Source organism: Streptomyces sp. LZ34 (assembly GCF_053890475.1).
On sequence record NZ_CM132680.1, the window covers coordinates 2,533,913 to 2,558,503 of the forward strand.

Below are 24,591 nucleotides of genomic sequence, written 5' to 3' on the forward strand. Positions count from 1 at the left end.
TCTGTGGTCCTTTCAGTGGGCGTAGCGCGGCTGGGGGCGTTCGCAGCTGCTCCGCAGCTGGACGACCCGGTTCTCCTGTTGTGCGGTCTCGAAGCTCGCCAGCACCTCGAGGGTGTGGAAGGCGAACCGCGGATTGGCGCGGTGCGGGCCGCCGTCGATCGCGCCCGCGAGGTCCTGTACGCCCAGTCCGCGGCGGTGCTGCTCGGGGGTGTCCACGGCGCCGAAGAGCTCGGTGACCGGGGTGAGCACCTGCCAGTGGCTGTCGTGGTGGCGCTTGATGCGCACATCGCCGTCGAAGAAGTTGGGGTTGGGCAGCGCGAGGGTGCCCTCGGTGCCGTAGATCTCCATGCGCGGCAGTTCGGTGTCCCAGACGTCGAAGCTCATCAGGGTGGTGCCGATGGCCCCGGAGGCGAAGGTCAGCACGGCCGAGGCGTGAGTGGGTACCTCGACGGTGATCTCGTCGACCACCCGCTCGGGGCTGGTGACCGTGCGGGTCTTCGCTCCGATACGGGTGGCGGCGGACACCTGCCGGACCGGGCCGAGGCAGTTGACGAGGGCGGCCACGTAGTAGGGGCCCATGTCGAGCACGGGCCCACCGGCCGGCCCGTAGAAGGCCCGCGGGTCCGGGTGCCAGGTCTCGGCGCGGCTGGACCGTACGAAGGCGGTGGCGCCGACGGGTTCGCCGATCAGGCCGGTGTCGATCGCGTGCCGGGCGGTCTGCACGGCGCTGCCGAGGAAGGTGTCCGGGGCCGAGCCCAGCAGCTTCCCGCCGGCCGCGGCGGCTTCGAGGACCTCGCGGGCCTCCTCGACGGTGGCCGCGATCGGCTTTTCGACATAGACGTGCTTGCCGGCCTCCAGGGCGGCGATGACGGTCTTCGCGTGGAACCGCGGCGGAGTGATGTTGATGACGATCTCGACGGCGTCGTCGTCGAGCAGCTCGTCGGCGTCGCCCCAGGCCGGGATGGCGTGTTCGGACGCGGCCTGCTTCGCGCGGGCCGTGTCGACGTCGGCCACACGGACCACTTCGAGCTCCGGAAAGGTGCGCAGGCCCTCGGCGTAGCGGCCGAATATGTTGCCGGCGCCCAGAATCCCGATGCGGTGCCGTGCTTGTTGCTGAGCCATGAATCTCCTGCGGTCGTGAGTCGTGAGTCGTGAGGGGGACGTCAACCGGCGATCAGGCGACGATCAGAGGCCGCAGGGTCCGGTGGGCGATCTCCAGACCGGTTTTGACCCGCTCCTCGGTGCCGCTCCACACCGGGTCCTCGTGCTCGACGGAGAGCGTCCCGGAGAAACCGTTCTCGTACAGCGCGTCCACGACGGCGTTCCAGTCGACCTGGCCGCGGCCCGGGACGCGATAGCGCCACCAGCCGGTGTCCCACGGGTCGTCGCGCCGGACCGCCTTGCCGAAGAAGCCGTAGCGGTCGACCGTGCCGGGGAGGATCTGGAGGTCCTTGGCCTGGGCGTGCACGATCTTGTCCGCGTAGGGCGCGATGGTCGTCACCGGGTCGATGCCGATCCAGGTCAGATGTGACGGGTCCCAGTTCAGATACAGCCCGAGGGAGAACATCCACTCCCACAGCTCGGGCGAGTAGGCGAGGTTGCCCGGATAGCCGTCCGGGTGCCAGCCCTCCATCACACAGTTCTCGATGATGATCCGCACCCCGCGCTCCCCCGCGTACTCGACGAGCTCGGGGAAGACCTTCTGGGCCTCGTCGAGGTTGTGGGCGACCGGCCTGGTCCAGTCGCGGCCGACGAAGGTCCCCACGTACGGGACCGCCAGCGCCTGCGCCGCGTCCACCACCGCCTTGAGGTGGGTGTGGATCTCGGCCCGCCGCCCGGGATCGGGATGGAGGTTGTTCTCGTAGTAGGCGAGCGCGGAGATGTCGAGGCCGTGGCAGCCGAGCAGCGCCCGGGTCTCGTCGGCCGCGCGGTCGTCGAAGCCGGTCACCGGCAGGTGGGCCGCCTCGAAGTCACGGCCGCCGGTGCGGGGCCAGGCGGCGACCTCCAGCGCCTGGTATCCGGCGGCGCCCGCCCAGGAGGCGATCTCGGCGAGGGAGAGCTGGGGCAGGCAGGCGGTGAGCATGCCGAGTTTCATGCGGTGGACTCCAGGGCTGTCAGTGCTGTCGGGGCTATCGGGGCTGACTGGGCTGTCGGGGCGCGGTCGACATCGACCCAGGTGAGCGAGGCGGAGGAGGTCAGCACGGCCTCGACGAGCCGCGCCGAGCGGACGCCGTCCTCCCCGGTGGGCAGACCCTCGGGCGCTTCGCCGCGGATCGCCGCGTAGGCGTCGGCGACAAAGGAGGTGAAGCAGTCGGCGTAGCCCTGTACGTGGCCGGCGGGCAGCCGGGAGAGCCTTCGCTGCTCGGCCGATCCGTGATTCGGGTCCCTGACCAGCACACGCGCTCCGTCCGGGGCGCCGAGCCATACGGTCTCGGGGTTCTCCTGGTCGAAGACCGCGCTCGCGGCCGAGCCGTCGAGCTCGAACCACAGCCGGTTCTTGCGGCCGGCCGACACCTGGGAGACGGTCAGCGTGGCCAGGACACCGTCGTCGGTGCGCAGCAACACCGTCGCCACGTCCTCGGTACGCACCCGCACCCGCGGGCCCTCGCCCGCCGTAGCGAAGCTGGCGCCCGTACCGGCGGGGCGCGTGGCGACGGTGGTGCCGAGCCGCGCGGTCAGGGTGGTGAAACGGACTCCGGCGACCCATTCGACGAGGTCACACCAGTGGGATCCGATGTCCGCGAACGCCCGCGACGGTCCGCCGTCGGCCGGGTCGACCCGCCAGGACATCGCGTCCTCGGAGAGCATCCAGTCCTGGAGGTAGCTGCCGTGGAGCAGCTGCCACGCGCCGAACTCGCCACGCAGCCGACGGTCGCGGATCTCCCGGACGAGGGGGTGGTAGCGGTAGACGAAGGGGACCGCGAGCACCAGGCCCGCCTCCTCCGCCAGCCTCGTCAGCCGTTCCGCGTCGGCGGCCGAGGTGGCGAGCGGCTTCTCGCAGATCACATGCTTTCCCGCGCGCAGCGCCGCCTCGGCCTGACCGACGTGCAGCGCGTTCGGGGTGCACACATGGACCACCGAGACGCTGTCGTCGGCGAGCACGGCCGCGAAGTCCGGATAGCGGGCGGGCACCCCCCACTCATCGGCGACCCGGGCGCCGCGCTCGGGGGTCGAGGCCACCACTCCGGCGAGTTCGCCCCCGGCCGCACGGATCGCGGCCGCGTGCACGGCACCGATCATCCCGGCGCCGGAAACCACCGCTCGCAGCGAGTCATTCATCCTGCCCACCTCCGCCGTTCAGCAGCCGAACCGCGGTCTGAACGCCGCGCTGCGCATCACCATCGTTTAGTTCACGCAGCAAGCACAAGATGGGATATTTAATTTTTTTCAAGGCCTAAAATCGGCCAATCTTCGGCCGTCATGCCCCATTAACTCCCTATGGGCACCGTCCGAGAAGAGAACCGTTGACGGACCCAGGGAGGCATCATTACGGTCACTTGAATGCATAAAGACGACGGCTACGCGGAGGAACCGGCCCCCGGATCGGTCTCCCAGGCCCTGCGCCGGGTGTTGGGCCTCGTGGTCTCCGGGGAGGCGACCAACCGCGCCGAAATCGCCCGGCGCAGCGGCCTGGCCCGGTCCACCGTGGGCCAGCAGGTCGACCACCTCGTCGGCACCGGCATCCTCCAGGAGGTCGAGTCCAGGCGGTCCGTCCGGGGGCGGCCGCCCCGGGTGCTGACGATCAGCCCACAGGCCGGAACCGTCGTCGTCGCGGACATCGACACCGCCGCCTCCCACGTGGCCATCGCCGATCTCACCCGACGGCTCATCGCGCAGAGCACGGTCGCCGTCCGGATCGACGCCGGCCCGCAGGCGGTGCTGGACGCGGTGACCGAGCGGCTGCGCGAGCTGCTGGAGAAACACCACCGCGACCCCGACCGCGTGCGCGAGGTGGTCATCGGCCTGCCCGGGCCGGTCGACTTCCAGCAGGGCTGCGCGGTACAGCCGACCGGCATGCCCGGCTGGGACGGCTACCCCGTCGCCGACTACCTCCGGACACGTTTCCGCGCCCCCGTCGTGGTGGACAACGACGTCAACCTGATGGCCCTGGGCGAGGCCGTACAGGGCGGGGCGGAGACGCCCCTGCTGTGCATCAAGATCTCAAACGGCATCGGGGCCGGCCTCATCACCGCGGCCGGCGATGTGTACCGCGGCGCCGACGGGGCCGCCGGCGACATCGGCCACATCCGGGCCGTCGGCGGCGGCAACGTCCTGTGCGTGTGCGGCAACATCGGCTGTGTCGGAGCGGTCGCCTCCCACCGGGCCGTCCTGCGCGGCCTCGGCATCCCCGAGTCGACCGACGACGACCTGCTGTACGGCACGCGTGTGCTCGCCGAGCTCATCGCCAACAGCGAGCCGACCGCCCTGCACGCCGTGCGTCAGGCCGCCACGGAGATCGGCGAGGTGGTGGCCATGCTGGTCCACATGTTCAACCCGCGCAGCGTGATCCTGGCCGGCCCGTTGAGCGAGCTCCGCGACGACCTGGTCTCCTCCGTACGAGCCGCGGTGTACCAGCGCGCCCTGCCCCTGGCCACCCGCAAACTGACCATCACCGCGTCACAGCTGAAGGGCGGCTCCGGGCTGCATGGTGGCGTCGCCCTCGCCACCCAGGACGTCTTCGGGCCCGCGGGCATCGCGCGACTCCTGGCCGACGCGTCCGGGGTGGCTGATTAGGCGCGGGCGGCGCCGGGGATCGTCGTCGGCGCGCTGCCGAGCAGAAAGGCGCCCACCGGAACCTCGGTGTGCGCGGCGAGGCCGAAGGCGCGTACCGGGGTCTCGCTGTCCCCGCCGCCCACGGCACAGCCCGACAAGCCCATCGCGGTGGCGACGAGAGAGAGGGTCTGGAGCAGGACGCCGGTGTTCTTGAGGGTCAGGGCGTAGGAGTGCGCCGCGTACTTCCACGACAGCCGCTTGATGCGGGACACCAGGGTGAGGTGCACATCGGGCGGGGGCGCGGCTCCGGTGGCGGCGGAGGCCTCGCGCAGCAGGTCGTCGACGGCTCCGGCGACGCCGGGCAGGGCGGTCAGGGCGTGGCCCAGCGGGTCGTAGTGGTACAGGCCCCGGTCCAGCCCGTGGCAGCGGTGGACGGCGGCGTACAGCTCCAGTTCGTAGGCGGAGCCGGCGCTCGGGTAGGGGCGGCTGGTGACCGGGTAAGGGCGGTCGTCCTCGGGGTGGGCGTCCAGCACGGTGCGCACGCGGGCGGCCCGGTACAGCAACTCCCCCAACTGGTCCCTCGTCAGGGGCTGTTCGCCATACGTACGCCGGGAGGCCCGCGATTCGAGCACGTCGGTGAAGGTGCGGTCCTCGCGGGCCGTCCTGTCCAGGTCCGGGTGGCGGAGGGGGATCGTACGTCCCGGGGGAGGCCGGGTGACGGGCGGAGCCGGTGGCTCGGTGTCGCGCAGCGGAAAGACCGGCCCGTACAGGCGGTCGCGCGGGCCGGCCCGGGCGCCGTCGTAGGCGAGCAGTTCGTGGAAGGTCCAGCCGGGCGGGAGGTCGGCGGCGTCAGCGTGCCCGGCGTCGTCGGCGGGGTGCAGGAAGCCGGTCGCGTGCAGGAGGGCCAGGAGCGCTGTCAGGGCGTCTTCGGGCAGATCGCTACAGTGGCGGCCCAGCTCCGCGCGGGAGGCGGGGCGGGCGAGCAGGGCGAGCGGCGTGGCGGCGCGGGGGTCCTCGACCCGGACCCGGAAGTGTGACCGCGGTGACTCCAGGGCGAGTTGGCCGTCCACCGGCCGCAGATGGGCGGCGCGGTCCAGGGTGAGTGGGGTGTCGGGGACGGGCCCGGGGCGCGGTGCGGCTTCGGGGGCGAGCGGCACGGCGGTCGCCAGGCGGCGAGAGCGGCAGGTGGCGTGTCGCCGCAGGGTGTGCCCGAGCCGCTCCAGGCAGTGGTGGAGCAGGGCGAGTTGGGGTTCCGGCGGCAGCCCGGCGCTCCGCGCCATGGCGCGGAGCCGGTCCGCCACCTCGTCGACGGCCGCGGGGCCCGCCGCGAGGGTGCGCAGCGCTTCGGCGAGGGGCGGGGTGTGCGGGCCGAGCGGCGTGTGGCCCCAGCGGTGGCGGGCGGTCAGCAGGCCCTGGTCGTCGTGGAGTGTGGTGCCGGGGTGCAGGGAGAGAAGGAGCGGGCTCATGGTCGGCGGGCCTCGCTGTCGGCGGCGTGCAGATCGGCCGCCGCGCGTGCGGCGAAGTGGCGCAGCAGCGCTTCCTGCGGCCCGTACAGCCCGAGTCGGTTGCACATCAGATGGGCGCAGCGGTTGGCGGTCAGGGCGGCGCGGGGGCTGGGGAGGGAGAGCAGGGAGGGATCGTCGCGCAGCGCGCCCAGGTCGGGCGTGAACTCCCCCGTTTCCTCCAGGGCTTCGAGCGAGGCGTGCAGCCGGGAGACGCTGTGGTGCCATGCGGCGATGGGCCCCGTGGGACCCTCGGGCCGCGGCCGCGGGTCGGGGGCGAGCAGTCGTCCGGCTCGGCGTACGAGGGCTCCTCGGCCGTTCTCGTAGGCGCGGTCGAATGCCTTGGTGTCGTACGCGGGGCCGAGCATGCGGCGCCACGCCTCGGCGCCGGCGCGCAGCGCGTCGAGGCGCCGACGCGGGTCGGGTTCCACCACGGCCCAGGTGAGCAGGGACACCGCGAAGCCTGCCGAGAGCCGCTCGGCGGGCCCGGGACGCCCGGTGAGGAGGGCTTCGGCGCAGTGGCTGGCCTCCATGAAGTGCCGTTCCACCGCCGTGAGCGAGGCGCCGGTGCCGTAGCGGTCGTGTTCGGGCAGATAGGTGCGGGCCTCCGCGCGGTCGTGCAGGCCGCGCCACGGCTCGTAGCCGGGCAGCCCTTCGCGGGCGGCGGCCTCGGTGGCGAAGCTCAGATAGGCCGCCTCGTCGACGGAGCGCGGCGAGGGGTGGTCCTCCAGCCAGGCGTTCCAGCGGTCGATGAGCTCGGTGGCGAGGTCCTGGGAGCCGTCCCGCGCGGGTGCGCCGGAGAGCACACGTACCCGCAGGTGCGGACCGCCCTCCCAGTAGCGCAGAAAGAAGTGGCCCTGGATGCGGCCCGCCTGGGCGAGGTCGGCCAGGGCGGGGGCGACGGCGTCCAGCAGCAGCGTGTCGAGGTCGCCTTGGTGGAAGAGGTGCACGGCCACCCAGTGCCCGGACGGCGTCGGCGGATCAGACGGCCGGCTCATGGAAGTCTCCCGGGAGTTCGATGACGAATTCGCTCGTATACGGGCTGTCGCCGTCGGTCGCGGCCGGGTCCGGCAGCGCCTCCTCGATATGGACGACGGTGTCCGGACCGCCGAGGGAGCGGGTGAAGGCGGTGGTCAGGAGGGGGGAGGCGAAGTCGACGTACGCGGGTTTGTAGCCCTTGTCCGCGAAGGTGTCCGCGCCGTGGCTCCCGGGTGCGCGGGTGCGGACGAAGCAGGAGGCGGGAAGCCCCAGCTCACGGCGCCAGGCGAGCAGCTTCAGGAAGTGTTCGTGGTCTCGCTCGCCCGGCGTACGGCGGGGCACGGCCGCGGCCCGGGTGAGCCAGGCGCGGCGGCGCAGCACCACGCGCCCGGCCTCGATCCGGGGCAGGCTCACCACGCCCCGGTCCGGCACGTCGTCGGCGAACGGCCCCGGCAGCAGTGGGTGTCCGGTGCGGAAGAGCGTATGCGGGTCGCCGAAGAGGCGCAGCAGGGTCGCCAGTGGCGGTGGCAGCAGCAGCGGGCTCATCAGGCCGAGGTGGACGGGCACCGGATCGGCGTCGCACCGGGGTGAGCGGAGCGCGGGCAGCCCGGCCCGGTCGAGGTGCACGGTCAGCTCTCCGAGCGGAAGGCGCCCGGGGCCGTTCCGGGCGCCGCGGGTGAACGGGTGGTCGAAGGCGTGGGGCAGGGTGGGATGGCGGAGGTTGGTGTTCGAGGCGTACAGGCCCCCGATGTCGACGGGGATCCGGCCCTGGCCCGCACGGACGGTGGGGGCCGGGGCCGTGGGCACGGGGCCACCGGTGGCGCGGGCCCGCATCCGGTCGAGGCGGCCCTGCCAGTGGCCGTGGCCGACGGTGACGGAGTTGAGCACGGCGCGCGGCCGTCCGTCCGGGCCGGGCAGCGGCTGGAGGTAGTAGGCGAGGCTGAGGGGCGGGCGGGGCGCGGTGACGTCGGTGGGCGGTTCGCCCGCGTACAAGGCGCGGAGGACGGTGGCGCGGTGGTCGGCCAGGCGCTGGAGTGCGGGCAGCGGACTGCCCGTCAGGAGCGTTTCGTCGATGCCGAATCCGGGCCGCAGCAGGGCCCGGACGTGCTCGGCGGCGGGCGACCGGTCTTCCTGCAGCTCGTGCAGGACAAGCAGCAGCGGCACCCGGGGGCGCGGGCCGTGCCGGCCGGCGAGCCACGCGGCCGCGGCGTACCGGGCGGGCAGATCGCGGTCGAGCACGGCCAGGGCGCGTCCGACCGAGGCCAGGTCGGCGAGCAGCGGCCGCCAGGGTTCGCGTCCGAGGGTGAGGGCCGTGCCGTCGAGCACGGAGTCCTCGTGGACGGGGTGGCGTTCGTACGGCTCGCCGGGGGGCGGGAGGCGCAGGGCGCGTTCCACGGCGAGCAGCCGGTCGCGGACCGTGCGGGCCCGGTGGCGGTGGTCGGCGTGGTCCGCGGCGCGGGGGCGGCGTGGCAGCGCGGAGCGCAGGGCCGTCAGTTCACCGAGCGTGTCCCTGAGCGCGGTGGGGCCGTTGCCGGTGGGGTTGTTGCCGGTGTGGTTGTTCTCGGTGGGGTTGTTCTCGGTGAGCCAGGCGATGAGGGCGTCGAGGTGGCAGGGCTCCAGATCGTCAAGCGGAAGGTCCTCCTGGAGGATTCCGGCGGCCACGAAGCGCCGGACTCCGGGCCCCGCGTCGGCCGGGGTGGCTCCATCGAGGCCGCTCAAGGTGTCCAGGAGCCGCGGTGTCCGGTCCGCGGCCGGGAGGGCGATGACGCGGGTCCCGGGGCCGGGGGCGATGAGACGGAGGGTGCCGGTGGCGACGTCGAGTGCCGGGTTGAGGCGCAGCCGCAGGGTGTCCCGCAGGGTCGGATGGGCGCGCAGCAGCCCGTCGGCGATGCGGCGCAGCCGGGCGAGGTTGAGTTCGGCGGTCGTGGCGCGCCGCTCCAGGTCTCCGGTGCGCAGCCAGGGGCCGTGGGCGGTCCAGCGGGCTTGGCCGGTGGCGGTGAACGTGCCCTGCGGGCTGGTCTTCACGGCGGCCCGGGACAGGTAACGGGCCAGGCTCACCAGGGCTTTGGTGCCGGGTGGCGGGTGGCCCGGGGCGGCGATCCAGCGGTTCAGGACGTCGTCGAGTTCGGGGGTGGCGTGCAGCAGTCCCTGCCGGAAGCGAGGGTGCGCGAGGGCCTCCCGCAGGGCGGCGAGTAAGGCGTGTGTCTCCTCCTGGAGTACGGCCGCCAGGGAGTCGACGTGTTCCGTGCACTGTGCGCGCCGGTCGAGCCAGCGCCGGATCCGGTCGGCGAGCGGACCGGGCAGCGCGGCCCGTACGGCCGTGTCCCATTCGGCGGCCCGCGGGGAGCGGCCCTGATGAGCCGCCCGGCGCAAGCCGATGATCCGGGGCTTGAGGGCGGGGTCGGGCAGTGCCCCGATGACCGGGTGCAGGGCGTCGGCGATACGGCGGCCCTCCTCGGCGGCCTGTTCCCGCGCCTGGAGGATGTGCTCGGCGAGCTCGAAGCTCTTCGGGGTGTTCAGGACGGCGAGCGTGGAGCGGGGGACGCCAGCGACGCGCACCACCGGGTCGGGCGGGGTGTTCATGGCAGCGCTCCAGAGGTGGCGAGGCGGACGGGGACACGGAGGCGGGGTTCGGGTCGCGCGTGGCCGACGGTGATGTGGCACGCCACGTCCGCCACGCCGGGGGTGAGCCCGAGGAGCGCGGCAGCCGCCGGAGTCGGCGCGCCGTCGCACCATGCGGTGAGCCCCGCGGCGGACGCGGCGACCCGCACCCGCAGGGCTTCGGCGGCGCGTGGGGTGCCGTCGCCGACGAGGTGCACGATGGCCGCGGCGGCGGCGAGAGCCGCGGCGGCGGGGTGTCCGCCACGGGTGAGGACATGGGCGTACGGCGCGGTGGGCCCGCGCCAGACGGGTTCGAGCGGCCCCTGAGCGGTGTCGGCCCGGTACACACCGGCGTCCATGCCGTCCACGGAGTGGACGGTCACGCGGTACGGCGGGTCGGGCGCCGCCTTGCGCAGCAGGGTCAGCAGGTCGCGGGCGGTGAGCCGGCCGGGTGCCGCCGGGTAGGCGGGAGGCTCGACGGGCAGGGCGGCCAACGCGTCCGCCATGCCCACGGAGACGGGGCCGGGCGAGGGCGCTCGGGGCGCGGAGGCGACGTACAAGAGCAGGGTGTCCGGATCGCCCGGCGCGGGGTGGGCGCACAGACCGCAAGCGGCGGCGGTGAGCCGTACGCGTGCGGCCGTCTCCCCCGCGCCGTCGTCCAGACGCAGCGCGAGCGCCCCGTCGGGCGCCCGGGCGTGGTCGGCGCCTTGCGGGACGAGCTGATGCGCCATCGGGTCGTACGCGTAACGCCCGTGCGGCACCGACGAGTTGGGTCCGACGGTCAGCCGGGTCTCGGCGCTGTGTCCACGGAGGCCGGGGCGCTCACCGGGCCGCGCCTCGAAGGGGCCGGCGCCGCAGGCGTGGCCGAGCACGGCGGCCCATCGCGCGAGGGCCGCCGTGCCCGGCGTCCCGGCGCCGCAGGTGCAGCGGCGGGCGGCCCACAAGGCGTCGTCGACCGTGCCCAGAGCCGGCGGCGGGGGCAGCTGAACGGCGCCGGGGCGGCGGCCGGTCATGGGAAGGGGTGGGGGTCGGCGGACAGGTCACCGGTCAGCCGGGGCAGCCCCTCGGTGCGCCGCATGAGGGGCCCGTAGGTGACCGCGGCGGTGCCGGGAACGACGACCTTGGCCGCCGCCAGGTCCAGCGCGGCCACTTCGGCGGTGGTCTGGTCGACGGCGATCACATCGAGTCCGGTGTCCAGGTATCTGCGGATGAGGTCGCGCAGGTCGTCCGTGAGGTCCCGGTGGTGTCGGGGCAGGCGCCGGCCGCGGTGCACCTCGGTGAACGCCCGGGGCGGCTTGCCGTCGAGCAGGAACGCCAGGCGTGCGAACGCTTCGGGTGCGGCGGCGGCCAGGGCGTGGTCGGCGGGGTGCGCGATGAGCGAGGGGTCGAGCGCCAGCCGACGGGCGCGTGCCCGCTCGGCCCGGTAGCGGGAGATCAGCAGGGTCAGGTGGGGCACGAGCTCCATCAGGGCGCGTACGGCGGCCCGTTCCGGATCGGGATGGGCGCCGGCCGCGACGGCCGCGCGGGGCGTGTCCGCTCGCCCGTCCTCGTCCACGGCGAGGGCCACGACGCAGGGGATGTGCTGTTCCTGGGTGGCGTCGAGGAGATGGACGCGGTGGCCGGTGAGCTGGGTGAGGTGTTCGACGAGGAGCGGTACGGCGCGGTCGCGGGCGCTGTCCGGGTCGATGGCGTCGAGCGGGGTGCGCCGGTACCAGGTGGTGAAGAAGGCGTCCCGCTCGGCCACTTCGAGCAGCCCGTGCAGCTGGGCCTCCTCGGGGCAGCTGCCCAGCGCGCAGCCGTTGGACACCTCGAAGACGAAGGCGGGGTCCCGCTCGGTGGCGGACAGGAAGTACACGTAGGACCGCGGCAGCAGCACGGGCCGGGCCCGGCCGTACGACCAGCCCCACACCCAGTCGGTCACCGCCGCCTCGTCGAAGCGGCGGAAGGGGAACCCGGGCAGGTCGTAGTGGCCGTCCGGGTGGAGCCCCAGCGTGCGCGGGTCGACGGCGTCCTCGCGCACCTCGGCGTACGCGGCCCGGACCGCCGTGCGCCGCGCCCGCGGCCGGACACTCCCGTACCGCTCGACGCCTTCCAGCAGCGCCGCCGCCCTCGCGGAACTCCAGTCGTCGCCCGTCCCCAGACCCGCCTCGGGTTCACCGCCACCGGGCAGCGCGAGCGGAGCCCGCGCGAGCGGCACCCCGGCGGACACCGCGCTGACCCCGCGCAGAAGCCCGGTCTCGGGGTCGGCGAGCGCGGCGCGCAGCCGGGTGGTGTCGGGGCGGTGCAGCCGGTGGCCCGGGCGGGGCTTGGGGCGGGGGCGGAGGGTCCGGGGCGCGGCCTGGGGGCTGTCGTCCGGCAGCCCACCGCATCCGGGGCAGCAGGGATCGGGGAGGAAGGCGTGGCTGCTCACGTCGAGGGTGCGCAGGCCGATGACGGTCAGTTCTCGAAAGGAGCGGCCGGGAGTGGCCGTGCCGGGTACGGCCCTGACGCGCGCGGCGACGAGGTGGGCCGTGACATCGGCGGCCACCGCGGTGAGCAGCGGAGACCGCTCGGGCACCGGCTCGGTGGCGTACCGTTCCCGCACCGCCCGCACCGCCGGCCAGTCCTCGCGGGCGTGGGCGCGCCGCATGCGCAGACAGCGGTGGCAACCGGGGGTGTCCGGACGGACCAGCGGCCCGATCAGGACGCGGGCGCCCTCGGTCCACACGGGAAGCCACGGGACGCCGGAGGCGAGGGCACGGTGCCGGTGGCGGTCGTGTGCCGCGTCGCTCTCCCATCCGTCGCTCACGGTCAGCAGGACGGCGTGCCCCCGCAGGTCCCGCCCCTCCCCCGGGCCGTCCGCGGGCGCCGACTCCGGGCCGTCCGCGGGCGCCGGCTCCGCGCCCGCGGCCAGATGTTCGGCGATGGCCCGGTGCAGCAGGCCGCCGTCTCCGGCCACGGCGGCAGGGAGTTCAGCGGGCCTCATCGAGAACCACCCGGGCGACGAAGGGGACAAGCGTGTGGAAGTCCGGGTCGTGGTCGAGCGGCACGGCGTACGCGGTGTATCCCTCAGCCGCCAGGCTCGTGGCGAGGAAGGCGACGCGCTCCCGGGGCCCGGGGCCGGGCAGCGGCGCGGGCAGGTGGCCGGCGGGCGGTGTCGATGCGGGAAGGAGCGGCGGGCCTCCAGCCGCCGGCTCGGTACCCCGTTGCCGGGCGAGCAGCAGCTCCTGTGCGGCCTCGGCGAGCGCTCCGGCCGCGGTGGCGGCGCAGCCCACCGAGACGAGACGGTCCCCGGCCACCAGACCGATGACCGGCGCGACCAGCCCACCGGAGAGGTCCCGCACCTCGGGTACCGGGCCGAGCGTGCGCAACAGCCGCCAGTGGCGGACCGCTTCGGGGTCCGTCAGCAGCCCTTCCGGCAGCAGCGTCGCAGGCGGCGGCGTGTCGGCCGCGCGGCGCCGGGCGAGCGAGCGTACGGCGTGGAGGAGGGCGGCCTCCACCGCGGCATCCCAGCTCTCGGCACAGGCGGTACCCGCGCCCGCGGGGCGGCCACCCCGCTGCCCCTCCCCCGCCGGACACGGCAGCACCAGCGGCGCGGGCAGAGCGCGCACGCTGCCGTCCGTCAGGCGCTCGGCGCGGAAAGAGGCGGCGGCCCCGGCGGCTTGACCGGCCGACCGCGGTGGTACGAACCCGGCGGCGGACAGCGCGTACGACGCCCCGGCACGGCGCAGCGCGACGGCCGTGGCGGCCCGTGGGTCCAGGGAGGCACCGACCACCGCGCCCGCGCCCGCGACGACGCATCGCGCGACGGTGAGCGGTATCTGGCCGCCGTAGTCCGTGGTGGGCGGTGTGTACGGTCCCGTGATGTCGTCGGCGCAGTCGGCGAGCCGTTCGGTGAGCTCGTGGGGGTCGAGCGCGGGGGTTTCGCGCAGCTCTTTCATCCGGCGCTGGGCGTCCTCCGGACCGTGGCCCGGTGGGGCGGGGAGCACACGGTGGCGGCGCGCGGCGAGTGTGGCGAGGTCGACGCGGAGGATCTCGGGTACGGGGCCGGGGGCGGCGGCGTCCTCGTCGGGGACGCCGGTGAGGAGCCGGAAGACGGCCAGGGCGAGCCGTCCGCCGACGAGGGCGGCGGCCGCCGCCGTCATGGGTCCGGCGCTGTCCGGGGTGGCGGCGGGCCGTATCCGGTGTCGTACGTCGGCCCAGCTGAGGGGGGTGGTGGGCGGGAGGAGCCAGCAGTCGCCCGGCCGGCTCAGGGCGCGGAACAGCGGCGCTCCGCCGCAGCCACGTTCGACGGCCGCGACGTCCGGCCCCGCTTGGGGCGTGGTCGCGTCGCCCGTGTACACCACGGCGTCGGCGGTGTGAGCCGCCGCGCGCAGGATGTCGTACGGAGCCCGCGCGTCCTCGGTGAACACCTGGCGCAGTCCGCAGGCGAGGAGGGCGTGCCGGGCGGCGGCGTGCAGCGGACCGTCGCCGAGCAGCAGCACGCGGGCGGTCCGATAGCGCTCGAAACGGTGTTCAGGGGAGTCCAGCCAGTGCCCGATGTAGGCGATCTCGTGGCGGTGGCGGTGCAGCTCCGTGGCGGTGAGGCCGTGCGGGCGTGGCTCGGTGGCCTCCCTCAGGAAGCCCCGCCGCTGGAGGGTTTCCAGCAGGCGGTTGGCGACCGCCCGGTGTCCGTCGGGGAGTCGGGCGAGGACGGCGTCCACGTCCTGAGCGCCGTCCAGGAGCGGCCACAGCCGCTCCAGCCACGCGTACACGGTGGCTCCCCGCAGGGCGAGCGCGCCGGACGGCCCGAGTACGGCGGCGCCGTTCTCGGTCGGCGCGTACCGAACCTGCCGCACCGGCTTCAGCCGACGGCCGCCCATGACGGACATCCCCTCTCCCGACCCCTCTCGCCCATCTCCCGGGCTCTCCGGCCCGCGCCACCGAGGGGGCCGGTCCCCGGCGGCGCGACATCCGCGCCGCCGGGGACCGGCCGATGTGTCACGACAGCGCGCAGGAGCTGCTCGCGCTCTGACAACAGGCGTACGCCCACGCCGAGCCCGCGCCGCCGTTGTCCTCGGTCGTGTCCGACTCGACTACCTCGAACATCTCGTCGCCGAGCTGTTCGAGGTCGAGGAGAGAGGTGTTCTCCATTTCCTCATTCCTTTCGATGGACTGCAAAGGACATTCGAATAGATATCCCGCTCCAAAGACTTCGGACACCCCTCTTACATATTTCTTGCACGGCGCTTGCGGAAGCTTGTTTCACCGCTGTCCCTCCGCTGACCTCCGTCTGCCCGATCGTTTCCGTACAAACACCGATGCTGATGCACAGCCTTGGAGCGGGAGGAAGCGGGAGGAGATGACGGGTGAAGAAGGTCCATTTCGATGGCACGCATCGAGTCCGGCATCCAGAGGAGACCTGGGCGCTCATCAATGGGCTGCGGGACAGGTTCGGTATCACGCGGGTCGCCGATGTCACCGGACTGGACACGCTGGGCGTGCCGGTGGTGATGGCCGTGCGCCCGGCGGCCAAGACCCTCACCGTCTCGCAGGGCAAGGGGACTTCGCTGCTGCTGGCCCGCGTCTCCGCCGTCATGGAGTCCGTGGAGCTGTGGCACTCCGAGTACGCGTGTCCGGCCCCCGAGCTGAGGCACACCCCCGCGTGCGAGCTGGAGTTGCCGTACGACGTGTGTGATCTACAGCAGCACCACGGCAGCCTGCTGAGCGACCGGACACCGCTGGACTGGGTCATCGGCGTCGACGCCGTCAGCGGCACCAAGACCCTGGTGCCGCGGGCGTACGTCGGGGTCGACTACCAGGTGTCCCGGGCCTGGCAGCCACCGCTGCTGCACGGCTCCACCAACGGCCTGGCCAGCGGGAACAGTTACGACGAGGCGGTGGCCCACGCGCTGTACGAGGTGATCGAGCGGGACTGCACGGCGACCATCGGCTCGCTGCCCGTGTCCGAGCGGCGGCATGTGGACCCCTCGAGCGTGGACGATCCGCTGTGTGCGGCGGTGCTCGAGCGGATCGCCGGCGCGGGCGCCTGGGTCGAGATCGTGGAGGTGCCCAACCGCTGGGGGCTGCCCTGCTTCGTCAGCTACGTCTGGTCGGAGGACTTCCCGGCGCTGGCGGTCGGCTCCGGGGTGCACGGCTCTCCGGCCGTGGCGCTCAGCCGCGCCGTGACGGAGTCGGCTCAGAGCCGGCTGACCGCGATCGCGGGCAGCCGCGACGACCTGGCCGCGGTGCTGTTCGCCAACGGCCCCTCTGCCGTCGGGCCGCCACCGGTCACCGAAGGCGAGATCGTCCCCTGGAGGGACATCTGCGGGCGGGGCGTTGAGTTCGTGGAGGACACCGAGGAGACGCGCTGGCTCGCGGGCGAGGTGCACCAGGTGACCGGCCGTCCGCCGGTGGTCGTCGACCTCAGTACGGAAGGAGGCTTCAGCGTGGTCAAAGTGGTGGCCGCGGGGCTGGAGTTCGACGGCCGCCACGAGATTCCACGGCCTCTCACGGCCGCGTCCTCGTCCATCGCCGGTCCGAAGGGGGCCTCATGACCATCCATGTGTTCATCGGGCCCACCCTCTCCGCGGCGGACGTCCTGGCGGTGGTGGACCGCGCGGTGGTGCACCGCCCGGTGCGGCACGGCGATCTGCTCGCCCTGGACACGGGCGCGACGGACACCGTGCTGATCATCGACGGGGTGTTCCACCAGACCGCCCCGGTGCGGCACAAAGAGATCATCGATGTGCTGGCCCGGCGCACCCGTGTCATCGGCGCCTCCAGCATGGGCGCGCTACGGGCCGCCGAGCTGTGGCCGTACGGCATGGAGGGCGTGGGGCTGGTCTTCGGCATGTACGCGCAGGGCGAGCTGGATTCCGACGAGGAGGTCGCGGTCGGCCATCTGCCTTCGGGTGCACACCGGCAGCTGACCGTTCCGCTGGTCAACGTGCGGTGGACGATCTCCAACGCGGTCACCGGGAAGGCGCTGGCTCCCGAGGACGGCGCGGCGCTGCTGGACGCGGCCCGGGCCCTGCACTACACCGAGCGGAGCTGGGCGGCGATCGTGCACACCGCCCGGCGGCTGCACCCGGCTTCGGCCGAAGCGGCCGAGGCGCTGCGCGAGTTCGCGGGGTGCCACCCCGACCTGTCCGACCTCAAGCGGCGCGACGCGCTGCTGGCGCTGTCGCACTGCTCGACCCCGCGCGGCTCCGCCTCCTTCCCCGGGTTCACGCCTGCCTGGATGGTGCCGCGCACGATGTATCTGGAGCGCTGGCGCGGCACGTACCGCCCCGCGGTGCGCACCCGGCGCGCGGCCGCGGTCTCCGAACTCGACGTCCTGCGTTTCCAGCAGCTGTACGCGCCGGACTTCCCCCTGCGCTACCGGCGGTTCGCGCTGACCCGGATCGCCGACGTCCCGTCAACCCCCGCCTCCCTCTCCGCCCCCGACCCCGCCGACCCCGCCTCCGCCTCCGCCGACTCCGGCCTCACCCGCCTCGTCCACGCCGCGCTGGAGGCCGCGGACCGGCGCGGCATCTCGGCGCGGACGTTGCCGCAAACCGCCTGGGCGTACTGGCTGACACCGCGGGAACAGCGCGAGGGCAGCCCCGAACACCGCCTCTCGACGCTCCTGGTGCGCTCGTTCCGGAGCGCCCCGGGGGCGGTGCCCTTCCACGGCGCCCCCGCGGAGCTGCGCGGCGCGGACGAGGCCTGGGCCGCGAGCGCCGACGCCGTGGCGGCGGCGGACCGCCTCAACGAGCAGATGGCCCGCACCGGCGAGCGCCGCACCCCGCGTCATCTGCCCCAGGCCCTGGTGCGGAGGCACCTGGTGGACGCCTGGCGCGTCGAGGAGCCCGCCGCGCTGACGGCCGTGGCGCGCGACCGGGGGTTCATCTCCCTCGGGGAGGCCGAGGACGCCGCCCGGCGGTTTGTGCTGCTGCGCCGGGCACGTGGGGAGCGGCGTCCCGAAGCCCCTGCCTGCTGAACGGACTATTCACCGCACCCCTGGGCGAAGACCTTTCATCTTCATCTCCATTGAAAATCAGACGACTCGCTTGATAAACAAGAGCCAGGGGAAAAACCGTTCGGTCAGGACAATCGCGGTATCGATATGCGGCTCCGCCGCGTGTCGCGATCGCGCTCCGCCCATGGGGGAGGACCAGATCCATGAACATCCTGATCGTCGAGGATGACGACAGAATAGCCGAGGCCCTTAAGCAGACCTTACGCGTCCACGGTTACGCATCGAATTGCGCAGGCACCGGCGCGGAAGCCCTGGCCCGATTCGCGGACGCGGGCCTGGTCCTGCTCGACCTCGGCCTGCCGGACCTCGACGGCCACGAGGTCTGCCGGCGCATCCGCGAGCTGTCGTGCGTACCCGTCATCGTGCTCAGCGGCAGAACCGAGGAACTGGACCGGGTGATGGCCCTGCACATGGGCGCGGACGACTTTGTCGCCAAACCCTTCAGCCGCTACGAGCTGGTGGCCCGCATCCAGGCCGTCCTGCGCAGGGCAGGGGGCTGCCCCCGGCACGGAGCCGTCCAGGCGGCCTCCGCCGCCGTCCCCCTGGGGACGCCCGTTCCGCAAGCGGAAGCGGAGCCGGAGCCGGACCGTACGAGGCAGATCCCGCCGCAGGCCCCGCTCCAGGTCGGCCCGGTCCGGCTGGACCCGCGCGCCCGCAAGCTGTTCGTGGACGGATCGGAAGTGCACATCACCCGCAAGGAGTTCGATCTGCTGGCGATGTTGCTCGAAGAGCCCGGAGTGGTGATGGAGCGCCAGGACATCATGTGCCGGGTATGGGACGAGAACTGGTTCGGGTCCACCCGGACCCTCGACGTCCACGTGGGCTCGCTGCGCAGCAAGCTCGGCCATACGGAGTGGATCGAGACCGTGCGCGGAGTCGGCTACCGGTTGACGGTGCCGACCGCCGCGCACGCCTGAGACTGGACGTACCGCGATGACCAAGAGCCTGCCCGCCCCCGCACCGGTCCCGGCACCGTCGCTCCCCGGTGTCGGCTCCCCCTCCATGGCCGCGGTGGCCGCGCATCAGGTGCGCGGCCCCCTGTCCTCCGTACGACTCCGTCTGGAGCTGCTCCAGGACAGACTGACCGGTGCGTCCCACACGGCCGCCAGACGCGAGGTCTCCGGCGTGCTCCACGAGATGGACCGCCTCTCCCATGTGCTGGAACAGGTGCTGGCCTGGGGCACCGTCGACGGCGGCGCCGACACCCCGGTCGAGACGGTCGACGTCCTGAGCGTGGCCGCGTCCCGCGTCGACGCCTGGTCCGCCCTGGCCTCGGACCGCGGCGTGCGGCTGCGGATGGACGGGACCGCCGTCACCGGAACGCACGTCCGCAGTTCCCTGGAACAGGTCCTGGACGTCCTGCTCGACAACGCCCTGCATATGACGCCGGGCGGCGGCAGCGTGCTCGTGGCGGTGCACACCGCCGCCTCCGAGGCCCGCGTGGAGGTCCGCGATCAGGGGCCCGGAATGACGAACGAGGAGATCTCACACGCCTGCGAACCGTTCTGGCGCGGGAGCTCAGGACGCGACCGCAAGGGAACGGGCCTCGGGCTGACGATCGCCGCGGCGCTCCTGGCCGCCTCGGGCGGCCGCCTCGAACTGGGCCGCTCCCCCCGCGGCGGGCTACGGGCGGTGGCGGTGCTGCCACGGGCCGAGTGACGATCGCCGCTGGTGCGCGAGGTATTGACGCGATCGGCGAGTCCCCTATCATCCATGACGTCCGAAAGCCCGACATGTATTCGAGATATCGAACCAACGTGGCCGGGCCGGCTTGTACGTGCCGCACAAGCCGAGCACGACAGCACCCGCGTCATCCGTTCCGGTAAGGCCCTCCCCACGCGCCACCGTGCCGGACTCGCAAGGGAGCACACGGTGTTCGTCTGGCGGGCCCCGACCGCCCCTTGGAGCCCCGCATGCTTCTCCCGCGACAACGCCCTCACTTACGCCCCGCTCACGCGGCCCTCGTCCTCCTGTTAGGCCTGGCGATGTCCCTGTTCGCCATCCCCATGGAGTCGTCCGCCGCCCCGGCCCCGAAGACACAGCCGGCCGCGAAGGCACAGCCGGCCCCGAAAGCCACCGCCGCCCAGCTACCGGGCAGCTTCCAGTGGTCCTCCAGCGGCCAGCTGATCTCCCCCAAGCCCGACGCGAGCCACCCCGTCGTCTCCGTCAAGGACCCGACGGTGATCCAGGCGAACGGCAAGTGGCACGTCTTCATGACGACCGCGAACACCTCGGGCGCCTGGAGCATGGCCTACACCAGTTTCACCGACTGGTCCCAGGCGAGCTCGGCCCCGCTGACCTATCTGGACACCAACCCCAACATCGGCACCCGGTACGCCGCCGCTCCCCAGGTGTTCTACTTCGCGCCGAAGAACCTGTGGTACCTCGTGTACCAGACCGGCCCGCCGTCGTACTCCACCAGCACCGACCCCGGCAACCCCAAGAGCTGGTCGGCGCCCAGGACCTTCACCAACGCGGCCCCGTCGGGCACGCTCGACTACTGGGTCATCTGCGACAGCGCCATGTGCTACCTGTTCTCCGCGGACGACAACGGCCACGTGTACCGGTCGGAGACCACCGTCGCCGAGTTCCCGAACGGCTTCCGCAACACCCAACTCGTGCTCCAGGACTCCAAGTTCGCCTTGTTCGAAGGCGGCGCCGTCTACCGCGTCCAGGGCGGCAACACCTACCTGCTGATGATGGAGGCCATCGGCAGCGACGGCAGGCGCTACTACCGCTCCTTCACCGCCCAGGGCCTCACCGGCCAGTGGCAGCCCCTGGCCGCCACCGAGGCCAACCCGTTCGCCCGCAGCAACAACGTGACCTTCCCCTCCGGCGCATGGACGAAGGACATCAGCCACGGCGAACTCGTCCGGACCGGAAACGACCAGACCATGACCATCAACCCCTGCCGGCTGCAATTCCTCTACCAGGGCATGAACCCCTCGGCCAGTGGCGACTACTCCCAGCTCCCCTGGCGCCTGGGACTGCTCACCCAGACGAACAACACCTGCTGACCACCCCGGGCCCCGCGCCCAGCGCCCGGGAGACCGTCCCGGTCCCGCAAGAAGGCCCCGTCTGACGCGCACGCCAGGCGTCCGCGTCAGACGGCGTGTTCGGCGCACAGACAGCTCACGCCCCTCTCGATCCACTCCTGCCCGGCCCACTCCGGGTGCCGTTCGATCATCACCGCCCTGACCTCCTCGATGATCGTCTCTTCGCTCATGGCCGAGTCCCGGCGCACCCACGTCTCGTCGCGCAGCGACTGGAGGTAGTCGCGGACATCGGCCAGCAGCCGCGAGCCGCCGATGTCGCCGTGGCCGGGGACCACCACCCGCGGGTCCTCGGCGGCCAGGTGGCGCATCACCTCGATCCAGCGGGTGCCGGACACGTCGGTGTCGTGCGGCGGAAACCAGGGGAAGATCGCGAACTGCCCGGTCTCCGCCAGGTCGCCGGTGAACATCACCCCCGCGTCGGGGACCGTGACCACCTGGTCGCCCTTGCTGTGCGCCCGGCCGGTGGCGCGCAGCCGCACCACCCGGCCGCCCAGGTCGAGGTCGTACGAGGTGTCGTAGACGACGTCCGGAGCCGCCAGTTCGACGCCCTCCAGCCGCCGGGCGACCGGCTCGCCGAGTCCCTTGAACATCTCGAGGTAACCGGGGCCCTTGGTGGCCAGGTCCTCGGCCTGCGCCTTGTTGATCAGGAACGTCGCCTGGCCGGCGAACACCCGCGCGCCGAAGGCGTGCTCCGGGTGGAAGTGCGTCGTCGTCAGGTAGAGCTTGCGGCCGCCCGCGTAATCGGCCGCGAATTTCAGCACAGTGCCGGCGTTGCCCGGCCCCATTCCGGTCTCGACGACCAGCACGGAGTGCGTGCCACCGATGACTCCGATGTTGGGCACCAGCTGTACGCCCCGGTTCGGGATCACCACCAGATCACGCGCGAGCTCCCGCGCCTCCGTGGTCCGCACCACGGGATCGGGCAACGTGTATTCGGTCATGACACGGGCTCCTTTCGGGTCTGTCCCAGTCCAGCGCGGGACACCCGGGCGGTCCAACACCCGTTCCGTACGCCCGATACCGTGCGGGTATCGTTGCGGATGATGGACCTACGCTCGCTCCGCTACTTCGTGGCCGTCGCCGAGGAGCGCCACTTCGGGCGCGCCGCGGTCCGTCTGCACATGACCCAGCCGCCGCTGAGCCGGGCCGTCAAGCAGCTGGAGAGCGAGCTCGGCACGCCCCTGCTGCACCGCTCCGCCACAGGGGTCACGCTCACCGCCGCCGGAAGCGCGCTCTACGACGAGGCGCGCACGCTGCTGGCGCGGGCCGAGCAGGCACGCGCCCGGGTCACCGCGGCGGCCGGCACCGCCACCATCACCATCGGCACCCTCGCCGACAGCGCCGAGCAGGCCGGTCACCGCCTCGTCGCGGCCTTCCGCCGGCGTCACCCCGACGTCCATGTCGGCATCCGCGAAGCCGACTTCACCGACCCGACCACGGGCCTTCGGGCCGGTCTCGTCGATGTCGCGCTCACCCGGACGCCGTTCGACGACACCGGAATCAGCATCCATGTGCTGCGCTCCGACCCGGTCGGGGTGGTCCTGCGCGCCGAGGACCCGCTCGCCCGCCGCGCCACCCTGCGCCTGCCCGATCTCGCCGAGCGCCGGTGGTTCCGGCTGCCCGAGGGCACCGATCCCCTCTGGCACGCCTACTGGACCGGCGCCACGCCCCTCGGGGAGCTCCGGGACGGCCCCGTGGTGCGCACCGCCCAGGAGTGTCTACAGGCCGTTCTCTGGAACGGCACGGTCGGGGTGATGCCCCTCGGGCATACGCTGCCCAAGGGGCTCACCGTCGTTCCGCTGGCCGACATGGCGCCCAGCCGCCTCGTGGTCGCCTGGAAAACCGGCGACGCCGATCCGCTCGTCCACTCGTTCAGCCGCATCGCCGCGGCCCTCTACCGCCCGGCGGGGCCGACGGCCGGCGCGGCGGCCACGGCAGGCGGACCGGCCTGAGACCCTGCCGCAGGGAATCAGAGGGACAGGCCGAGCTTGCGGCGCAGACCCTCCGCCTTGGACTCGGTGTCACGGGCGGCGCGGGCCCGCAGAGCCAGCAGGTAGTTCTCGCGCGTCCGCATGATGTGCGACTTGAGGATCTCTTCGAGCTCGTCCGTCCGGCCGGCGGCGAAGATCTCGATGATCCGCTGGTGTTCCTCGAAGGAGCGCGCCGGTTCCGTCGCGGCGAGGAAGGTGAGGTGGACGCGGAGGGCCGAGACGCGGGCCAGGCTCATCTGGTAGGCGTCGCTCAGATAGCGGTTGCCGCACTGGGCGAAGAACGCCTCGTGGAAGGCCGTGTCGGCGGTGTTGTAGGCCTTGGTGTCGTTGCCCGCCCGGGCCTCGGTCATGACGGCGACGGCCCCGCGCATGGTGGCGAGGGCGGCGTCCGGGTTGCGCTCGAGGGCCAGCTCGGCGGCGCGGATCTCCAGGGTGGTGCGGTACTCGCACAGCTCGAAGATCTCGTCCTCAGTGGGCTGGAAGACATACGTGCCCGACTTCGGCACGATCTCGACCAGCCCCTGGAGCTGGAGCATGCGCAGCGCCTCACGGACCGGGGTGCGGCTCACTCCGAGGGCGGAGGCGAGGCCGTCCTCGGAGAGGGCCTCGCCCAGGTCGAAGTCGCCGTCCACGATCGCCGCGCGGAGACGCCGGGCCACGTCGGAGGCCAGCGACGAGGACCGTTTGCCGCTCGTCGTGTGTGCCATGCCCCTCCCAGCGATCACTGCCACTCCCGCGGATATCCCGGACGCTAGCTTATCGCCGGATCCGGCCCGGCCAGTGGCGAGACGGGGTGGACACCGTGGTTGACCAAGTACGTGGGCAGCCGCCCCTGGGCGACCTCCACCACATTGCGGGCCGTCTTCGTACGGATCTCGAGCTCGGAGTCCTCCGAGTACCAGGCGGTGTGCGGGGAGAGGACCACGTTCTCGCACCGGGCCAGCGGGCTGTGGGGCCCGAGGGGTTCGTGTGCGAAGACGTCCAGACCGGCGCCCGCGATGCGTCCGGTCCGCAGCGCCTCGATGAGCGCGGCCTCGTCCACGACCGGTCCGCGTGCCGTGTTGACCAGGCAGGCGGTGGGCTTCATGGCGGCGAACTGCGCGCGCCCGATCAGCCCTTCGGTCTCCGCGGTGAGCGGAGCGTGTACGGACAGCACGTCGGACGCGCGGCAGAGGGTGTCGAGGTCCACGAGCCGGACGCCGAGTGCCGCCGCCCGGGAGGGGTCGGCGAACGGGTCGTGGGCGAGGACCGTCATCCCGAAGCCGGCCATCTTCTCGGCGAGCAGCCGCGGGATGCGGCCGAACCCGACCAGCCCCAGCGTGCGCCCGCGCAGCCGCCGCAGCGGCGCCGCGACGGTGTAGTCCCAGGTGCCGCGGCGGATCGCGGCGTCGTAGCGGCGCAGCCCCCGGGCGAGGGCGAGGATCAGCGCGGCGGCGTGGTCGGACACCTCCTCCAGGGAGCCGTCCGGCACATTGGCGACGACGATGCCCGCCTCGGTCGCCGCCGGGACGTCGATGGTGTTGAGCCCGATGCCGTAGCGGGAGATCACCCGGCAGCGGGCAAGGTTCCGGATCACCTTGGCCGTGACGGGGGCGTACTGGTTGATCAGGGCGTCGGCGTCGGCGCAGAGCTCGATCAGCTCGTCCTCGGTGCCGGCCTGTGCCGGTACGAGGGTGAGTCCCGCCGCTTCCAGGATCTGCCGCTCGGGCTCCAGGTCGGCGAATTCGTAGTCGGTCACGACCACCTTGAACATGGCGGCTTTGGGCATG

20 protein-coding genes are annotated in these 24,591 nt (G+C 73.0%); 7 read left to right on the forward strand and 13 right to left on the reverse strand.

The annotated features are described in order from the left end of the window. Positions 1-12 precede the first annotated feature (12 nt). The 3 genes from ACWY4P_RS09135 to ACWY4P_RS09145 are packed head-to-tail and all read right to left on the reverse strand — an operon-like array spanning position 13 to position 3,279. Positions 13-1,122, reverse strand: coding sequence for a Gfo/Idh/MocA family protein (locus ACWY4P_RS09135; RefSeq protein ID WP_456209836.1), 1,110 nt, complete (start codon positions 1,120-1,122; stop codon positions 13-15). Positions 1,123-1,174: 52 nt separating this feature from the next. After that, positions 1,175-2,095, reverse strand: coding sequence for a sugar phosphate isomerase/epimerase family protein (locus ACWY4P_RS09140; RefSeq protein WP_456209837.1), 921 nt, complete (start codon positions 2,093-2,095; stop codon positions 1,175-1,177). Beyond that, positions 2,092-3,279: a Gfo/Idh/MocA family protein gene (locus tag ACWY4P_RS09145; RefSeq protein ID WP_456209838.1), complete on the reverse strand. Its 1,188-nt coding sequence runs from the start codon at positions 3,277-3,279 to the stop codon at positions 2,092-2,094. Before ACWY4P_RS09145 ends, ACWY4P_RS09140 begins: the two co-directional genes overlap by 4 nt. A 222-nt stretch (positions 3,280-3,501) precedes the next feature. Here ACWY4P_RS09145 and ACWY4P_RS09150 point away from each other — a divergent pair, with 222 nt between their 5' ends. Further along, complete coding sequence (locus ACWY4P_RS09150) at positions 3,502-4,734, forward strand: ROK family protein (protein WP_456209839.1); 1,233 nt, start codon at positions 3,502-3,504, stop codon at positions 4,732-4,734. Here the strand turns inward: ACWY4P_RS09150 and ACWY4P_RS09155 are convergent. From ACWY4P_RS09155 to ACWY4P_RS09185, 7 genes are all read right to left on the reverse strand, one after another. Beyond that, on the reverse strand, positions 4,731-6,179 hold the full coding sequence (locus ACWY4P_RS09155; protein ID WP_456209840.1) for a SagB family peptide dehydrogenase: 1,449 nt from the start codon (positions 6,177-6,179) through the stop codon (positions 4,731-4,733). The two genes, ACWY4P_RS09150 and ACWY4P_RS09155, sit on opposite strands and share 4 nt — an antisense overlap. After that, positions 6,176-7,213: a lantibiotic dehydratase C-terminal domain-containing protein gene (locus ACWY4P_RS09160; protein WP_456209841.1), complete on the reverse strand. Its 1,038-nt coding sequence runs from the start codon at positions 7,211-7,213 to the stop codon at positions 6,176-6,178. Before ACWY4P_RS09160 ends, ACWY4P_RS09155 begins: the two co-directional genes overlap by 4 nt. Next, complete coding sequence (locus ACWY4P_RS09165; protein WP_456209842.1) at positions 7,197-9,776, reverse strand: lantibiotic dehydratase; 2,580 nt, start codon at positions 9,774-9,776, stop codon at positions 7,197-7,199. Before ACWY4P_RS09165 ends, ACWY4P_RS09160 begins: the two co-directional genes overlap by 17 nt. Beyond that, positions 9,773-10,807, reverse strand: coding sequence for a hypothetical protein (locus tag ACWY4P_RS09170; RefSeq protein ID WP_456209843.1), 1,035 nt, complete (start codon positions 10,805-10,807; stop codon positions 9,773-9,775). Before ACWY4P_RS09170 ends, ACWY4P_RS09165 begins: the two co-directional genes overlap by 4 nt. Beyond that, positions 10,804-12,759 (reverse strand): TOMM precursor leader peptide-binding protein, encoded by a 1,956-nt coding sequence (locus ACWY4P_RS09175; RefSeq protein ID WP_456209844.1) that lies wholly within the window; start codon positions 12,757-12,759, stop codon positions 10,804-10,806. The genes ACWY4P_RS09170 and ACWY4P_RS09175 overlap by 4 nt, the downstream gene beginning before the upstream one ends. Next, positions 12,746-14,644 (reverse strand): group-specific protein, encoded by a 1,899-nt coding sequence (locus ACWY4P_RS09180; RefSeq protein ID WP_456209845.1) that lies wholly within the window; start codon positions 14,642-14,644, stop codon positions 12,746-12,748. The genes ACWY4P_RS09175 and ACWY4P_RS09180 overlap by 14 nt, the downstream gene beginning before the upstream one ends. Positions 14,645-14,753: 109 nt before the next feature. Beyond that, positions 14,754-14,906, reverse strand: coding sequence for a hypothetical protein (locus ACWY4P_RS09185; protein WP_398527298.1), 153 nt, complete (start codon positions 14,904-14,906; stop codon positions 14,754-14,756). Between the two features lie 215 nt (positions 14,907-15,121). Between ACWY4P_RS09185 and ACWY4P_RS09190 the strand changes: the two genes are divergently transcribed. From ACWY4P_RS09190 to ACWY4P_RS09210, 5 genes are all read left to right on the forward strand, one after another. Further along, positions 15,122-16,309: a YcaO-like family protein gene (locus ACWY4P_RS09190; RefSeq protein ID WP_456209846.1), complete on the forward strand. Its 1,188-nt coding sequence runs from the start codon at positions 15,122-15,124 to the stop codon at positions 16,307-16,309. Further along, positions 16,306-17,736, forward strand: a complete 1,431-nt coding sequence (locus tag ACWY4P_RS09195; RefSeq protein ID WP_456209847.1) for a TfuA-like protein — start codon at positions 16,306-16,308, stop codon at positions 17,734-17,736. Before ACWY4P_RS09190 ends, ACWY4P_RS09195 begins: the two co-directional genes overlap by 4 nt. A 182-nt stretch (positions 17,737-17,918) precedes the next feature. Next, positions 17,919-18,692 (forward strand): response regulator transcription factor, encoded by a 774-nt coding sequence (locus ACWY4P_RS09200; RefSeq protein ID WP_456209848.1) that lies wholly within the window; start codon positions 17,919-17,921, stop codon positions 18,690-18,692. Between the two features lie 16 nt (positions 18,693-18,708). Beyond that, positions 18,709-19,434, forward strand: coding sequence for a sensor histidine kinase (locus ACWY4P_RS09205; protein WP_456209849.1), 726 nt, complete (start codon positions 18,709-18,711; stop codon positions 19,432-19,434). Positions 19,435-19,760: 326 nt separating this feature from the next. Then, positions 19,761-20,792 (forward strand): non-reducing end alpha-L-arabinofuranosidase family hydrolase, encoded by a 1,032-nt coding sequence (locus ACWY4P_RS09210; RefSeq protein ID WP_456209850.1) that lies wholly within the window; start codon positions 19,761-19,763, stop codon positions 20,790-20,792. Positions 20,793-20,878: 86 nt separating this feature from the next. Here ACWY4P_RS09210 and ACWY4P_RS09215 read toward each other — a convergent pair whose 3' ends face one another. After that, positions 20,879-21,772 carry an MBL fold metallo-hydrolase gene (locus tag ACWY4P_RS09215; protein ID WP_456209851.1) on the reverse strand — a complete coding sequence of 298 codons (894 nt, stop codon included), beginning with the start codon at positions 21,770-21,772 and terminating at the stop codon, positions 20,879-20,881. 102 nt (positions 21,773-21,874) lie between these two features. Between ACWY4P_RS09215 and ACWY4P_RS09220 the strand changes: the two genes are divergently transcribed. Further along, positions 21,875-22,783 carry a LysR substrate-binding domain-containing protein gene (locus ACWY4P_RS09220; protein WP_456212861.1) on the forward strand — a complete coding sequence of 303 codons (909 nt, stop codon included), beginning with the start codon at positions 21,875-21,877 and terminating at the stop codon, positions 22,781-22,783. A gap of 17 nt (positions 22,784-22,800) precedes the next feature. Here the strand turns inward: ACWY4P_RS09220 and ACWY4P_RS09225 are convergent, their stop codons facing one another. Next, complete coding sequence (locus ACWY4P_RS09225) at positions 22,801-23,529, reverse strand: GntR family transcriptional regulator (protein ID WP_456209852.1); 729 nt, start codon at positions 23,527-23,529, stop codon at positions 22,801-22,803. 44 nt (positions 23,530-23,573) lie between these two features. Next, positions 23,574-24,590, reverse strand: coding sequence for a C-terminal binding protein (locus tag ACWY4P_RS09230; RefSeq protein ID WP_456209853.1), 1,017 nt, complete (start codon positions 24,588-24,590; stop codon positions 23,574-23,576). Position 24,591: the final 1 nt, after the last annotated feature.

Excerpts from the sequence above, each read along its gene's own strand:
- ACWY4P_RS09135 (WP_456209836.1), bottom strand. The coding sequence starts at position 1,122 with ATGGCTCAGCAACAAGCACGGCACCGCATCGGGATTCTGGGCGCCGGC.
- ACWY4P_RS09140 (WP_456209837.1), bottom strand. The coding sequence starts at position 2,095 with ATGAAACTCGGCATGCTCACCGCCTGCCTGCCCCAGCTCTCCCTCGCC.
- ACWY4P_RS09145 (WP_456209838.1), bottom strand. The coding sequence starts at position 3,279 with ATGAATGACTCGCTGCGAGCGGTGGTTTCCGGCGCCGGGATGATCGGT.
- ACWY4P_RS09150 (WP_456209839.1), top strand. The coding sequence starts at position 3,502 with ATGCATAAAGACGACGGCTACGCGGAGGAACCGGCCCCCGGATCGGTC.
- ACWY4P_RS09155 (WP_456209840.1), bottom strand. The coding sequence starts at position 6,179 with ATGAGCCCGCTCCTTCTCTCCCTGCACCCCGGCACCACACTCCACGAC.
- ACWY4P_RS09160 (WP_456209841.1), bottom strand. The coding sequence starts at position 7,213 with ATGAGCCGGCCGTCTGATCCGCCGACGCCGTCCGGGCACTGGGTGGCC.
- ACWY4P_RS09165 (WP_456209842.1), bottom strand. The coding sequence starts at position 9,776 with ATGAACACCCCGCCCGACCCGGTGGTGCGCGTCGCTGGCGTCCCCCGC.
- ACWY4P_RS09170 (WP_456209843.1), bottom strand. The coding sequence starts at position 10,807 with ATGACCGGCCGCCGCCCCGGCGCCGTTCAGCTGCCCCCGCCGCCGGCT.
- ACWY4P_RS09175 (WP_456209844.1), bottom strand. The coding sequence starts at position 12,759 with ATGAGGCCCGCTGAACTCCCTGCCGCCGTGGCCGGAGACGGCGGCCTG.
- ACWY4P_RS09180 (WP_456209845.1), bottom strand. The coding sequence starts at position 14,644 with ATGTCCGTCATGGGCGGCCGTCGGCTGAAGCCGGTGCGGCAGGTTCGG.
- ACWY4P_RS09185 (WP_398527298.1), bottom strand. The coding sequence starts at position 14,906 with ATGGAGAACACCTCTCTCCTCGACCTCGAACAGCTCGGCGACGAGATG.
- ACWY4P_RS09195 (WP_456209847.1), top strand. The coding sequence starts at position 16,306 with ATGACCATCCATGTGTTCATCGGGCCCACCCTCTCCGCGGCGGACGTC.
- ACWY4P_RS09200 (WP_456209848.1), top strand. The coding sequence starts at position 17,919 with ATGAACATCCTGATCGTCGAGGATGACGACAGAATAGCCGAGGCCCTT.
- ACWY4P_RS09205 (WP_456209849.1), top strand. The coding sequence starts at position 18,709 with ATGACCAAGAGCCTGCCCGCCCCCGCACCGGTCCCGGCACCGTCGCTC.
- ACWY4P_RS09210 (WP_456209850.1), top strand. The coding sequence starts at position 19,761 with ATGTCCCTGTTCGCCATCCCCATGGAGTCGTCCGCCGCCCCGGCCCCG.
- ACWY4P_RS09215 (WP_456209851.1), bottom strand. The coding sequence starts at position 21,772 with ATGACCGAATACACGTTGCCCGATCCCGTGGTGCGGACCACGGAGGCG.
- ACWY4P_RS09220 (WP_456212861.1), top strand. The coding sequence starts at position 21,875 with ATGGACCTACGCTCGCTCCGCTACTTCGTGGCCGTCGCCGAGGAGCGC.
- ACWY4P_RS09225 (WP_456209852.1), bottom strand. The coding sequence starts at position 23,529 with ATGGCACACACGACGAGCGGCAAACGGTCCTCGTCGCTGGCCTCCGAC.
- ACWY4P_RS09230 (WP_456209853.1), bottom strand. The coding sequence starts at position 24,590 with ATGCCCAAAGCCGCCATGTTCAAGGTGGTCGTGACCGACTACGAATTC.